Source organism: Brevibacillus sp. FSL L8-0520 (assembly GCF_037963895.1).
Taxonomy (GTDB): Bacteria; Bacillota; Bacilli; order Brevibacillales; family Brevibacillaceae; genus Brevibacillus; species Brevibacillus borstelensis.
On the sequence record NZ_CP150171.1, the window covers coordinates 4,589,272 to 4,602,763 of the forward strand.

Consider the following 13,492-nt stretch of genomic DNA (forward strand, 5'->3'; position numbering starts at 1 on the left):
TTAATAGTCCTGGCACCTCTCAATCCGATCCAGCACAGCCTTCAGCAGCTCCGCTTCCTTCTTGATTTCCGCATCATTTTGACGCTTGAGGACATTTTCGAAGCGCTGCAAGGCTTGGGCGATCTCGTACCGTTTTTCCGCCAGCGATTCTTCGTACATCCTCTCTCCCCGTGCCAGGAGCAGCCTGTTTTCCATCCTGTCTCGGGGATGGATCTTGATGGCCTCCAGCTCCTTCAGACGTTGCTCGATTTCCTTGCGGGAAACGGCCCCGGGGTTCTCTTCGATAATCATCCGTTTTTTCACGCCCGTCTCGACGACGGTGACCTCTACTTCCAGAATGCCGTTAATATCGTAAGTGTAGCGGACGTCCACAGCCTGCTGGCCAGCGGTGGCGGGAGGAATCGGGATTTCCATCTGCCCGAGCTTGATGTTGTTTTTCGTCAGACGGCTCTCTCCCTGATAAATCTCCACCTTGATCACCTTTTGGTTCTCGTGCACAGGGTAAAGCCGCTCTACCTTGCTGACCGGGATCGTACTGTTGCGTTCAATGATCGGATAAAAATGACCCGACTCGTAGCTTCCCGAGTCCGTCTCGACCGCGACCATAGTGCCGAGCGTGTACGGACAGACGTCAGTCAATACCACTTCCCGCAGCGCTTCATTCCGCTCCTTCATCGCGGCCTGAATCCCCGCTCCCAAAGCCACGGCTTCATCCGGGTGGATATGCGATGCAGGCAGGCGCCCAAACAGTTTGCCGACAAACGAATAGATGAGCGGCATCCGTGTAGCGCCGCCAATCAGCACGATAGCGTCCAGCTCGCGCGGAGTAATCGACGAATCGCGCAGGGCCCGCTCGATCGGAGCGCGGAGCTGAGCAAGCAGCGGCTTTGCAATGACTTCAAATTCATCCCGGCCGATCTGCAATTCGTAGGTCTTGTCATCGATCATGCAGCTCATCGTGCCGTACTTTTCTGTGCCGAGCTGCCGCTTGCACAGCTCCGCCTGCTTACGCAAGGCGTTCATCGCTTTTTCGCTGACATCGCTCGCTGTCAGCAGATGGTGCTGGAGAAAGTGCGAGCAGAGAAGCTCGGTGAAATCTTCGCCGCCCAGGTAGTTGTCACCGGCAATCGCTTTGACCTCCATGACCTGATCAAACAGCTCCAGGACGGAGACGTCAAAAGTCCCGCCCCCGAGGTCAAAGACGAGGAATTTGGTTTCCGGGTCCTGGAGATGCAGACCGTAGGCGATCGCGGCCGCCGTCGGCTCATTGAGCAGCCGCTCCACTTTCAAGCCGGCCAATTCTCCAGCCCTCTGCGTGGCTTTTCGCTGCGCATCATTAAAATAAGCCGGAACGCTGATCACGGCCTCTGTCACGGGTTCTCCCAGAAATGCCTCTGCATCCTCCTTCAGCGAACGGATGACAAATGCAGACAGCTCTTCCGGGGAAAATGTATACGATCCAAGCTGAAAGGTTTTGTTGCTGCCCATATACCGCTTGAATGTCTCTACTGTCAGATGGGGATGTGTAATCAGACGCTCCTTGGCCACTTGTCCGACGAGGATCTCCCCATTTTCATCTACACTCACAACAGAAGGCGTCAGGTTGCTTCCCAAAGCGTTGGGAATGATCACTGAGCCCTCCTCTGTCCAACAAGAAACCAGGCTATTGGTCGTACCTAAATCAATGCCAATAATCGGCATAATACGATCACATCCTACAAAAAATTCTTGAAAGTAATCATAGCATTTGCCAATATATTGAATCAACTTTCACTTTTGGAAAAATCATGAATCGTTTTTCCTATATATAAGGACAAGCAAATGAAACAGGACTTTCGGACCACGCTGCCATTTGCTGTGCGGACCGCAAATGGCACAAACCGGCGTTTTGCCTCGTCTCGCTTCTTTCTTCGCAAAAAAGCGCAAATCTGCTGTTGAGGCAGACCTGCGCTTCTCGATTTCCTCTATTTTAATGAAACGATCTCCAAAAATCCCCATTCTCGCCAATGATGTCCGCGATCTGCGAAAAAGGGATGCGGAACGTCGGAAAGCCTGCAGCGTAGGGCGCAATTTCATACGGAGCAAAGTAGAGATACAGGGCGTTTTCCTTGACATAAAAAGGCTGATCGGGACTGATTCCTTTAAAGGAGTCCGGGAAAACGTACGAGTATTCGGGATTGTTTTTGATTTGGTTGCCGACGATATCGCTCAGTACCCTGACGTAATCGCTGCCCGGCTTAAACAGGTCTTTCAGAGCATAGATCCGTCCGCTGACCAAATCAATCGGGACATAAGTCATGGTCGGCATTCCGTGAGCGGCGCCAAACGGGTAATTGTAGCCGGTCAGCTCCAGCTCCACCAGCCGATTTTTGAAGAACGCCACAGCAAAATCGCCAAAGTAGTTGTAATCCAACTGTGCATTTGGATCAATCGGTTTGATCTGGGACAGCTCACGCAAACGTTGGTTGACCGCCTCCTGCGCCTGTCTGTTCGCCATGCCCCTGATTTCGGGGTAGTAGACGAGATAATCTCTGTTCGGAGCGTACTTGTGCTCGACAACCCGGTACTGACCAGTCAGCGGGATGGCGGTGTTTTGCTTCCAGACCAGTTTTCCGCTGCGGTCATAGTAGGATATCCGTTGATCGACAAACGCCTTGACCAGCTCCCCTTCCAGCGTCAACGTTCCGCTGCCCGGGACGACCGGAAGATTTCTCGCCACATGTCCCGTTCTGTCGATGAAAAAGGTTCTCTGGCCATCGGTTGCAGATGCTACCCCTTCTTTGTACTCGGCGACCTGGTCGTAGAGAAAATCGGTCAGGAAACGGCCGTCTGTGTCCGTTATCGCATAGGCCGATCCGATGTAGGGCTTGCTCGGATCCTTTGCCCGGCCAACAGCGAGACGCCCTGCTCCCAGCATATTGATGTCGTTGTATTCCGGCTTGATCACGTACGCCCCGGTCTTGTCGATCAGACCGTACAGATTTTCCGAGAAATCCCTGGAGGCATTGACGATGGCTCTTCCCGCTTCGAACGGCAAGGCCACCGAAAATTGCGGCGGGATGACCACCTCGCCGGATTCATTGATGTAGCCCTTGGGGCCGCTCTCCGTCTCCGAGAATGCCAACAGGCCGTCTCCCGGCGGTCCTACATAGGGATGCTGGTAGGAATGAAGCGCCTTCCCGCTGCGGTCGATGAGGGCGAATTCTCCCTCCCTGACCTGCGCAAGCGCTCTTCCGTCCTGAAAGTCGTTGGCAGACATATACACCGGCGGGATAATTTCCGTGCCGGAAAGATCCAGGTAGCCGTAATGGGAACGGCCTTGTGCATCGACCTTTGTGAAAACTGCCCGCCCCTCCTTATACGTTCCGATATAGGAGTAAGGCGTGGCCGTTAACATGTTCCCTCTTTCATCAATGACCCGAAAGCCGCGGTCATCGACAACGGCTGCCCGCCCTTCGGAAAAGGGGGCAATCGACTGATAAATAGGACCTACGACAAATATCCCGAGCTGGTTGATCAGGCCGCTGTGGTTGTTTGCTTGCACGACGGCCAAACCGTTATTTTGAAAATCTTCGGCGTAGTCAAAACGAGGTGAAATGATAAAACGTCCGTTTCTGTCAATGTACCCCCATTTTGTACCTTCTGCCGTTTTGACGGGGGCGGGGTACAAAGCAGCCCTGGTTTGCAGCTCGCTGCGGATCAACCGGATAACCGACTGCCATTTTCCGGCGGATGACGGGCGCAGCTTCACCGCTGTAGCGAGCGAGTGAACCGCCTGTGCCGGCAGTCCTGCTTTTTGCTCGGCACTGGCAAGCTGGTACCAGAGACTCGCATCTTCCGGCCGTTCTTTTGCCTGTTCCCGAAGTTGCGCAGCTATCTGCTGAAAATAGGAAGGAAAGCGATCATTGGCTTGCTGCAATCGCTCCCCGTTCCATTTGTACACATCGGCCGTATACACCCCTCCCTCCTCCTGCTGCCAGAGGATGATCTCGGCAATCCCGTCCACTCCCGCAGCAGATTCGAGATCGGCTACTTCCAGCTTGTGATAGGAGAGAGGGGGCATCGCTCTGTTCAAAAGCCCGCGCTGCGTCCACTCATAGACAGCAAGCGCGGCTGGCTCTGCTTCTCCCGCTTCTCCCGCTTCTCTGGTTGTCAGCACAAACGGCCAATCATGCCGGGTTTGAATCAACGCAGCTTCCCCGTCAGCCTGCCAGCCGATGATGACGTCAAACTTTTCGCTGCTGGTCACAGGCGCCGTGTGCAGATCGCAAATGACCGCCTTTCTGCTGGAAAGCGTCTGGACTGCATACCAGCCGTCCGCTCCATTTTTCCATACCGTGAAAAAGGTTTCCCCGACCCACCTGTAGGCGCCAGCCAGCTCTGCCTCTCCATCGCCGTCCAGATCGCGCAAACAAATAAACGGCGAGGGAGCCTCGTCCGACGGCGCCTTCCCTGCTGCTGCGAGGATCTTTGCTCCACAGGGCAAAAGCTTATCTACCGTAAGTTCCAGCTGTTTATCCCACATTGCCTAACTCTCCCATGTAAATGTTTTGAGATATCATATGTGGGCAAATACAGGTGGTGACCCAAAATGCTGGCCATGCGACAGCCGTTACACCGGGGGGATTTCCGGTTCAGGTCCCGGCGTCATGTACTCCACCAAGGCCTGTTGAAGCGTTCCTTTCATAATAGCTTTACTGTCAAACGATATTCCGTTTCTGATCATGACCTTTACGATTTCCGGGCGCATACCGGTGATGACACCCTTGCAGCCCATCATCGCTATGCCTTCGAGCAGGTGCAAGAAGCGTTCCATCACGGCTATCTCCATTTCGGCAACGCCGGAGAGGTCCAAAATCAGCACCTCGATTTTATTCGTGCCAATCTGCGTAATGACTTTATCCTCAATTAAAGAAAAACGATGGCTGTCTATCGCTCCTACCAGCGGCAAAATGCACATGGCAGGCTTTAACGGAATGAACTGGACAGATAAATAGTCGACGAGTTCTCTCTGCTTCTGAATAAGCTGCTCCTTGTAATCGGAGTAGCTGATAAAGAAATAATTAAGGAACCGATCGACCAACTCATTGATTTGTTTTTCCAGCGAGTAGAAGTTTTCCCGGCTGCTCTCGAGATTCTGCAGCTTGTCATAATTGTACAGGAAATCCCAAAGAACCCTGCGGATGGATTGCACCCACTCGAGCTTGAACGCTAATGTCAGCGAATGCTTGACCCAGACAACCCCTTCCTGTCGGGCGAAGGAAATCACATCGTGCTCGCGGCCATCGACGATGTAAAGGACCAGCTTATGAGCGTTCGCCAGCAAGTTGACGTTTCCCACCTGCTGTATTTCGTGTATTTTCTCCTTGACGTTGACCGCCTCAGCCAGCAAGCATTGTTCGAATTCGTTCCGATTTTCCAGAAAGAAATCCCGCAGCTCCTGGCCTGCTGTTGAATGCAATTTCAATTCAATCACTCCACGAGTTAACCTTGTTGATTCCTTGGGGATGCTCAGCGTGAAGCGTGTACCCTTTCCTTCCTCGCTGTAAACCTGAATCCTGCCTCCATGTTGATGAATGACAGAAAACACTTGGGTCAGTCCCATCCCGGTCCCGTCGACTTTTGTGGAAAAGAAAGGGGTGCCCAGCATAGACAGCTTTTCCTGCGGAATTCCCGTTCCGGTATCCATGATGGAGATAACCACTTGCTCCTCTTCCACCTTGTGTTCAATCGTGATGGCTCCCTTGTCCGGAATCGCTTCAAAAGCGTTTTTCAGCAGGTTGAAAAATGCTTTTTTAAGCTGATTCTTCCGTCCATACACGCAGGCGTCCGTATTGTGAATTTTCTTTCTTATCTCCACGCGATACAATTGGTCCTGAAAAAGATGTACCAAGGATTCCAGCTCTACAGAAAGATTAACGGACTGTATGGACTCCTCCTCCAGATCGGGCTTGGCTACATGCAAAAGGTTTTCAAGCGTAGCCAAAGCATTCTGCAGTTCCGATTGGGCAATGTCAACGTATGTTTCATTCGGCTCCTCCTTGAGCAACTGCAAAAAACCCTTTACGGCTGTCAGCGGGTTCTTTACCTCATGTGCAATCCCTGCGGCGATTTGCCCTACTGAGGCTAGTTGACTGATGTGCACATCATTTTTTACACGATGCGTTTCCATGAAGTTCACGTCCTGCTCCTTTCCCCAGCTTGTGAGAGAACTGTTTGCTCCCTTTCTTTCGTTGGATATTTTTTCATGGGTAGTTCTTCTTTCTTTTAAAGCTGGGCAATCTCCTTTTAAATTTGTCGAATTTGTCCCGTTTCCCCTCATTTAAACAGGAGAGGCGACAGATAAACGGAATTTTCGTGCAATAGGAGCTGCGAGCACTGACCCCTTCTTCATACAATTGCGGCCTTTTTGTTCCAGGCATAAAAAGGACCGGAGAAGTTTCCGGTCCCGATTTGCAGGAATAGGAGGCTCCTTGTCAGCCCCTTCCTTCGCTGTCTTATTCAACGGCTACGTAAATCCGAACGACTGCATTCTGCGGATCAAAGTCACGGGCATCGTACAATTCAAAGTCTCCGGTAAAGGTACGGCGCTCCTGTGAAGTCGCAGACCATTCCCAGATGCGCTTCCACGCTTCGGTCACGACGGTGCCGACCGGCCCTCTCTCCGAGGTAAAGACGGCATACTTCGCGGCCGGTACCGAAATGACCTCCATCCCCTCTTCTGCCTCGCCAGCTTCCGACTCATGGCCGATCAGCACGGTATATTCGCCAGCCGCTCCATTTTCGTAATTCGCATAAAGCGTGTAGGTGAGATGAGGGTTTTTGACTGCTTTCGCCCGTCCGCTTACATCCGTGGTGAAAAACCGTTCCCACAGGCCCGGAATTTTTCCTTCTCCCCGTGCTTCCCGCTCATTCGTCGTCCTGGCAGCAATCCCCTTTATGTACAAAGCATCCTGAAAAACATAGGCCGGTTCCATCCCAATTGCTCCCTTCATTGTCTCTGTCTTTACAAACACATTTTACGGGTAGAAAGTTGACAACTGGGTGTCATGTTTGATCAGCCAATTCCCGTTTTTTCCGGAGGCGCTTGCACCTGTATATCCCTATGCTTCTTTTTTCTGTTTCCCCTGGTAGCACATGCACGTCACAATATGGTCGTTTACCATTCCGACGGCCTGCATGAACGCATAGCAGATCGTGGTTCCCACAAACTTGAATCCCCGCCGCTTCAAATCCTTGCTCAGCCTGTCGCTTACCTTTGTGGAGGCGGGCACCTCGCTCATCTCTTTGAAATGGTTTTGGACCGGTTTCCCGTCCACAAATGACCAGATGTACGCACTGAATGAACCGAATTCCTCGACAACCCGAAAATACGCCTTGGCGTTTGCAATAACAGCGTTGATCTTCAGCTTGTTTCTGACGATGCCTTCGTTTTGCAGAAGCTCGTCTATTTTCCGCTCGTCATACTTGATGATTTTTTCGGGCTCAAAGTTGTCGAAAGCCTGCCGGTAGTTCTCTCTCTTTTTGAGGATTGTGTACCAGCTCAGCCCTGCTTGCGCGCCTTCCAGATTCAAATATTCAAAGAGCAGACGGTCGTCGTAGACCGGAACGCCCCACTCCTTGTCATGGTATTCGAGGTAAAGCGGATCTTGTGTCACCCACCCGCATCGGTTCATCTGCCTGTCCTCCTGTTTTCACCATTGCAAACAAACGTTCGCAATCCGTTTCTTCTATCATATACCGGAGCCGCTTGTTTATCAATCTCTTCGTTTCGCTCCATCGATTACCTTAGGTAACACCCGTTGTTCAAATCAAAGGTAGCGCCAGTATAATTCCTCCCCTTTTCAGACAGCAGAAATACAACCGTGTTTGCCACATCGACAGGCAGCACCGGGGACTTGATCAGCTCGTGCTCTCTGTATTCGTTCTTTCTCCACACAGGCAGCTTGTCCATCATCGAGGTATCTACCAGTGTGGGTGCTACGCAATTCACCCGGATATACGGCGCAAAATTCATCGCACAGCTTTTGGTCAGACCGACTGCGGCCGCCTTTGACAGACCGTATACGGCATCAGAGCTTCCTTCCAATCCCGAAACGGATGACAGGTTCACAATGACTCCGGCTCTTTTTTGATCAAGCAGCATTCTCCCGAACAGCCTCGAAAAGTAGATGAATCCCTTTATGTTTACGTTGATCACCTGGTCGATTTCATCCACGTCATAATCGAGGATGCTTTTTCCCAGATAAATGCCGGCGTTGTTGACCAGCCCGTTGATTGCGGGATGCCGTTCGCTGGCCCAGGCGAAAAAGCTTGCAACCTCCTCGTATCTCGTGACGTCCAAAGTGTATACGTCCAGCGCGTCCGAGTTGATAGATTGCTTGATTTCCGCAAGCTTCTCGCGATTTCGGTCGCAGGCGATTACGTGGGCATTCTCTTGAATGCATTGTATGGCAATTTCAAGCCCGATGCCTGAAGCAGCGCCCGTAACGATAATGGCTTTCTCTTTCAGCAATGTCGGCTTCCTCCCTTTGCGGAATCAGGAATCTGAATATCCATGCATATCATCCTTGTGCATATGAACATGCTGACGAATTGCCAAGCTTCAACAAGTTCGTTACCATACGATGGAATTTTCCTTTAAAATTTACATGTTTCATACTGTCTGTATTCTAATATAATTCAAAGAATAGTTTACTATCATGAAAACTGATTCTTTTTCATCTTTTTCTTCATTGAAAATGATGATGTTTCATGAAATAAACGAATGGAGATTACTTGCTTATGTCCACCGACTCGAAGATCCTGAAAGCCTTGTTTTTCATTCAACTGCTTTCGTCCTTTCTGGTCGTCGCCGGTCATTTTACCGCTTCCGTGCTGGACTTTACCGATCCCTTCTGGGTGCTTGCCTTAAACCAGATCAGCCGCTATGGCACAGTGCTTTTGGCCATCGTGAGCGGATACATGACCGCCTATACGCTTGAAAAGAAAAAGCCGGGCTTTTGGCAGTTCTTTTCGGGAAAGCTCACCTACATCTACGTGCCGTTCCTGGTGTGCGGCGTCTTGTATCATTACTTGCTCAATGACGTGTGGCCTCGCACTTCCACAGATTTTTTCAACATCTTTCTGGGAAAAACGGGCGGCCACCTGTATTTTGTGTTTATGATTTGCCAGTACTACCTGTTCGCCTACCTGTTCCGCAATGTGATTACCAAGAAAAACATCCTTTTTCTCATTTGGGTATTCATGGCGGTTCAATATGTGTACATTAATTACCTCCACCAGGGGTGGCTTGGCTTGACGACTCGCCATCTTCTCCCGACGTGGATCTTCACGTTTTATATCGGCCATCTGGTGTACTGGTATCGGGAAACCATCTTTGCTTACCTGCAAAGGAAACAGTCCTACCTGATTTTGTTTACAAGCGTCTCCGTCATCAGTGCTGTCTTTTTCATCCTATCCAGCAAAATGTATGTGGCGGTTCATCTGTCCTTTGTGATTGCGACACTGATTACCTTTTTGGTCATGGTCGTCTTCTTCCTGGAGCTGGTCGACAAGGTACAGCTCAAGTTTCGCAAAGGTCTTACCTATTTTATCTACCTGTTTCACTCGGCCTTCCTCATTCTCTACAAGGAATGGCTGAAGGATCTTTTCGGAAATGACGTCTCGTGGCTGTTCAGCAACACGTGGTATTCGCTGATGTATTTGCTCGTCGTCTACGCGAGCACGGGGCTTGCTTCCATCCTGCTGGTGCAAATTACGAAAGGCATTGAGAGCCTCATCAAGACGAGGTGGCGGGTCATTCGGGAGAGATATGAATAAGACGACAGCCGAAAAAGGCATCCAAGCTGATTGGGTGCCTTTTTATATATTTTGGTGTCCCTGCTTTTTTGCTTTCACTTTCTTGCTCTCAGAAGCAGTCTTCGCTATCCGGGTGCATGGCGGGCTGAGGATGAAATTGGTAGATGCTCAGGTTGATTGATTTTCCGCCGATCACCTCGACCCCTTCCCCTTGCAGCAGAAGCATTTGCATGGTCCGGGATTCCTCTTCCTGCAAGCTGATCTTCCCTTCCGCGTTTATGACGCGATGCCACGGAAGGCGATGCTTATTGCTCATGGAATGGAGGATTCTGACGACCTGCCTTGCCCCCCTCGGACTTTCGGCTAACGTGGCAATTTGCCCATAGGTCATCACTTTCCCCGGAGGAATACTGCGGATGATTGCCACCGCTCTTTCTGTGAATGGCCGCATGCTTTTTTCTCCTTTTCTACTGCCGGGGAAGCCACTGGCAGGTTTGTCCAGTTTCCCCTCTGTTTTTGACAGAAAATTTATGCTACGCTACTCGGTAAGCAATCCTACCCATACTAACGGGATTGCCATCCTGGTTTTTGAAAGGAGCTGAATGGTTATGAGCACATATTTGAACACTCGTTACGATACAAATCATCACCACTTGTCATTCTGCAGGGGGATGCATACCCATTGACTCCCCCCATTTCAGGAGGAGGTACTGCATGCAGCGGAAAACGGCATTGCTTGTCATTGACGTACAAGTAGGAATTGTCGAAGGACCCGAAATCGGTCCGGTTTTTCAAAAGGAAGACGTTTTGCAGACCATAACGAAACTGATTTCCACGGCGAGAAGCCAGTCCATACCTGTTGTTTATGTTCAAGATTTGGATGTAGCCGCCCAAGACTCGGCCGAATTTCAAATACATCCCGAGATTGCGCCGCTTTCCGGCGAACTGGTCATCCGAAAAAAAGCAACAGACGCGTTTCAGCTCACGGAATTGCACAAAGAACTTCAAGCGCGGAAAATCAACCATCTGGCAGTCGTCGGTTGCAAGACGGAATACTGCGTAGATACGACGTGCAGAAGGGCGACCACCCTCGGATATGATGTGACACTGGTGGCAGACGCCCACTCGACGACTGGCAACGATGTTCTTTCGGCAGAGCGAATCATCGCTCACCACAACGCGCTGCTGCATGGTCTGGACAATGTCAGCGGTTTTGTCATGGTGCGCCATTCAGGCGAAAACGTTTTTGAACCGACCCACGATCAGTATAGATAAAAGCGAATGAAACAGCAAACCCCTCCCGACAATGCTGGGACTCGCCCGCTTGTCTGGAGGGGTGTTTTTCTATCGTGGGATCTCTATATGAATGTTGCGTCCGTACTCTGAACGTGTGGCAAACTGAATGTACCCGGCCCTCCGAAAGGCATTGGCCATCGGTTCGTTATGCACGTCGGTATCCGCCCGAATAGGAGTGACCCCCGCTTTCAGCAGGATGTCCGTTCCCCGCCCAAGAAGCTGATGGATGTATCCGCGTCCTCTTTGCTCCGGCATCACGCCGATGTAGCCGATCGTAGCAAAGGCAGGGCTTTTCGCGGGCATCACCAATCCGATGCATTCATCGTCCTGGTTATAGGCAAGCTGCCACCAATGCGGATCATACACCAGCTGCTGCAGGTCCTGAAACAATTCCAGCGCTTGTCCCCTTGCTCCCAGGCGCTCACTGTCATGCAAAATGCGACGGTCCAGCGTTCCTTCAGATACGCGCATGACAGCTTCGATAAAGACCTCGTTGCCCACTTCGGCGAGCGAGCGAAAGGAGAGACCTGCAGGCACGGGAATGTCTGCAATACCCGGCTTCCACTCAAAGCGACAGGTCTCCCGCTCCAGGCGAAACCCCATCTCTCTGAGCAGCTCCCTGCGCTCTGTCGGAAACGTCTGCCACTGGGGGGCCAAAGGAGGAGTATCCAGCACATGCCCCACTTCCTTGACTCCCATGCCGCGCAGGGCTTCCAGCGCTGTTTGCAGCAGTTCTTTGCCGAGAGAAAGGGAATCCTCACTATCCCATGGAATATCGAGCAATACCAAGTCAAGCGGTTTGTCCAGCTTGGGCAGTGTCCAAAATGCTACACGTCCCCGCAGCCGGTTCGCTTCCTCTATGACAAAGCACCATTCCGGGCGCATCGAACCGACTGCGATCATCTTTTCTACGTAACGCTTTACCTCCTGCACGCGGGCCGGATCGCTATTGCCTACTCCTGCGAAATCATCAATCTCTTCCGGTCTGATCGGGCGCACTGTGGCCACTGTCATTCGCTTCCCTCATTCCTTTTTATAAAAACGGGTTTTGAAACCGAATTTATGTAACTACCAAAATAACCATTAATAGTTACAAGCTGATTGTATCACAACCCATCCCAGCCCGGCAACCACATTTTCCCAGCGCCTTTTTGTTCATTTCGCGATCCGACGCGATCCAACAGAATGCTGCCCCTTCTTAACCGAACAGTAAACTGGTTTTGCTTCTCACTTCGCCTCAAGAAACCACACTTTGCTAATCACCTGATCGTTGACCTCATAAATGGCCAAGGCTTCAAATGCTCCACGATTGTCTCTTCCCGTAATTTCCTCGCGGTCGATGACGTAATTGGAATAGCAAATGCGATCTTTGATAACGCAATGGTTGTTCGGATTTTCCTGGAACATTTTCGCGTAACGTTCTGTCAGCGCTTTTTTTCCACTGACCAACACATTTCCGCTCGGATGCTCCATGATCAAAACATCCTCGGCATACGTGGACACAAATCCCGCCAAGTCCTGGCTGTTGTAGCAGAGCAGCTGCTGCTGCACGATTTCCTCCGGCGTTTTGTTCTTGTGCACAAAAAAGCCCCCCTGCAATGTCTTTCTTATCGCGGCCTGCGGTCATGCAGCCAGTCCTTGCCTTCCACCTTGCCTACGGAAGCCATCAAGACGGAGAGATGCTCCTGGCCGTCAATTCCCAAATATTCATTCATTTCTTTGTCGAACCAGTGGCCGATCGTGGACACGCCCAATCCCAGGCCATTTGCCGCGATATGCAGATTCTGGGCAACGTGGCCGGCATCCCACCAAATGTACCGGTACGCCCGTTCCCTGTATTTATGCCGTGTACGGTTGACCACTGCCGTCCACACGAAATTGACAGCCGCCCGGCGCGTCATTTCCTGATTCTCCGTCAAGGCATAAGCCGTTTCAGACACGTCCTCCAGCTTTAACCCTTCCAGGCACCACTCTTCCACATCCAGGTGATACAATCCTTTTTCCAAGCCCTCGACGTTGTTTACGAGCAAATAGGTCTCGATCGGATACAGCGCTCCCGCGGAAGGGGTCGCGCGGATTTGGTAATCGCCCATGTCGGCGGTGATGCCTTGGGTTCCCCAGAGCAAAATGTTCAATTCATTGAGTGTCATCGGTTCACACAGGAAATTCCGTCTGGAACGCCGATTCTTCATCAGCTCCCAAAGATCCGGGGACGGGGGCAGCTCTCTTGGTCCCAAAGGTATGCGGACTACCGCATCGTCATACCGCATGTAAGTAGGCGGTCTTTTGTCAAAGTCATATTTGGCGGCCCAGCCTTCCTCCAGATCGCCGACTGCGTATGAGGTCGCCTGTAAAAATTCGTTGCATATTCTTTGCCATTCCGGATGCATGGTGT

General features: G+C 51.3%; 12 protein-coding genes. 2 read left to right on the forward strand and 10 right to left on the reverse strand.

The features are described 5' to 3' along the window. The 6 genes from NSQ24_RS22505 to NSQ24_RS22530 form a co-directional block, all read right to left on the reverse strand. Positions 1-1,701 carry a molecular chaperone HscC gene (locus tag NSQ24_RS22505; RefSeq protein WP_024985236.1) on the reverse strand — a complete coding sequence of 567 codons (1,701 nt, stop codon included), beginning with the start codon at positions 1,699-1,701 and terminating at the stop codon, positions 1-3. 268 nt (positions 1,702-1,969) lie between these two features. Then, the gene (locus NSQ24_RS22510; protein ID WP_339166626.1) at positions 1,970-4,525 is read right to left on the reverse strand and encodes a WG repeat-containing protein; all 2,556 of its coding nucleotides are present in this window, start codon (positions 4,523-4,525) and stop codon (positions 1,970-1,972) included. Positions 4,526-4,612: 87 nt separating this feature from the next. After that, positions 4,613-6,172 carry an ATP-binding protein gene (locus NSQ24_RS22515; RefSeq protein ID WP_339166627.1) on the reverse strand — a complete coding sequence of 520 codons (1,560 nt, stop codon included), beginning with the start codon at positions 6,170-6,172 and terminating at the stop codon, positions 4,613-4,615. A gap of 325 nt (positions 6,173-6,497) precedes the next feature. Further along, positions 6,498-6,977: a GyrI-like domain-containing protein gene (locus tag NSQ24_RS22520; RefSeq protein WP_339166629.1), complete on the reverse strand. Its 480-nt coding sequence runs from the start codon at positions 6,975-6,977 to the stop codon at positions 6,498-6,500. Positions 6,978-7,103: 126 nt separating this feature from the next. Further along, on the reverse strand, positions 7,104-7,676 hold the full coding sequence (locus NSQ24_RS22525) for a DNA-3-methyladenine glycosylase I (protein ID WP_024985233.1): 573 nt from the start codon (positions 7,674-7,676) through the stop codon (positions 7,104-7,106). A gap of 107 nt (positions 7,677-7,783) precedes the next feature. After that, a complete protein-coding gene (locus tag NSQ24_RS22530) occupies positions 7,784-8,515 on the reverse strand; it encodes an SDR family oxidoreductase (RefSeq protein ID WP_251237848.1) in 732 nt (243 codons plus the stop codon). 269 nt (positions 8,516-8,784) lie between these two features. On the opposite strand from NSQ24_RS22530, the gene NSQ24_RS22535 reads away from it, so the two are divergent. Further along, positions 8,785-9,822, forward strand: a complete 1,038-nt coding sequence (locus tag NSQ24_RS22535; RefSeq protein WP_003390072.1) for an acyltransferase family protein — start codon at positions 8,785-8,787, stop codon at positions 9,820-9,822. A gap of 88 nt (positions 9,823-9,910) precedes the next feature. Here NSQ24_RS22535 and NSQ24_RS22540 read toward each other — a convergent pair whose 3' ends face one another. Next, entirely contained in the window at positions 9,911-10,252 is a 342-nt protein-coding gene (locus NSQ24_RS22540) for an MGMT family protein (protein WP_339166632.1), read from the reverse strand. A gap of 263 nt (positions 10,253-10,515) precedes the next feature. Between NSQ24_RS22540 and NSQ24_RS22545 the strand changes: the two genes are divergently transcribed. Then, positions 10,516-11,076 (forward strand): cysteine hydrolase family protein, encoded by a 561-nt coding sequence (locus NSQ24_RS22545; RefSeq protein ID WP_122957824.1) that lies wholly within the window; start codon positions 10,516-10,518, stop codon positions 11,074-11,076. A gap of 69 nt (positions 11,077-11,145) precedes the next feature. On the opposite strand, the gene NSQ24_RS22550 is transcribed toward NSQ24_RS22545, so the two are convergent. The 3 genes from NSQ24_RS22550 to NSQ24_RS22560 all read right to left on the reverse strand — a co-directional run bounded on the left by NSQ24_RS22550 (position 11,146) and on the right by NSQ24_RS22560 (position 13,487). After that, positions 11,146-12,111, reverse strand: a complete 966-nt coding sequence (locus NSQ24_RS22550; protein ID WP_338463196.1) for a GNAT family N-acetyltransferase — start codon at positions 12,109-12,111, stop codon at positions 11,146-11,148. 213 nt (positions 12,112-12,324) lie between these two features. Continuing rightward, complete coding sequence (locus NSQ24_RS22555; RefSeq protein ID WP_003390076.1) at positions 12,325-12,678, reverse strand: nuclear transport factor 2 family protein; 354 nt, start codon at positions 12,676-12,678, stop codon at positions 12,325-12,327. A 26-nt stretch (positions 12,679-12,704) separates the two neighbouring features. After that, positions 12,705-13,487: a SagB/ThcOx family dehydrogenase gene (locus NSQ24_RS22560; protein ID WP_031931704.1), complete on the reverse strand. Its 783-nt coding sequence runs from the start codon at positions 13,485-13,487 to the stop codon at positions 12,705-12,707. Between the last annotated feature and the right edge of the window lie 5 nt (positions 13,488-13,492).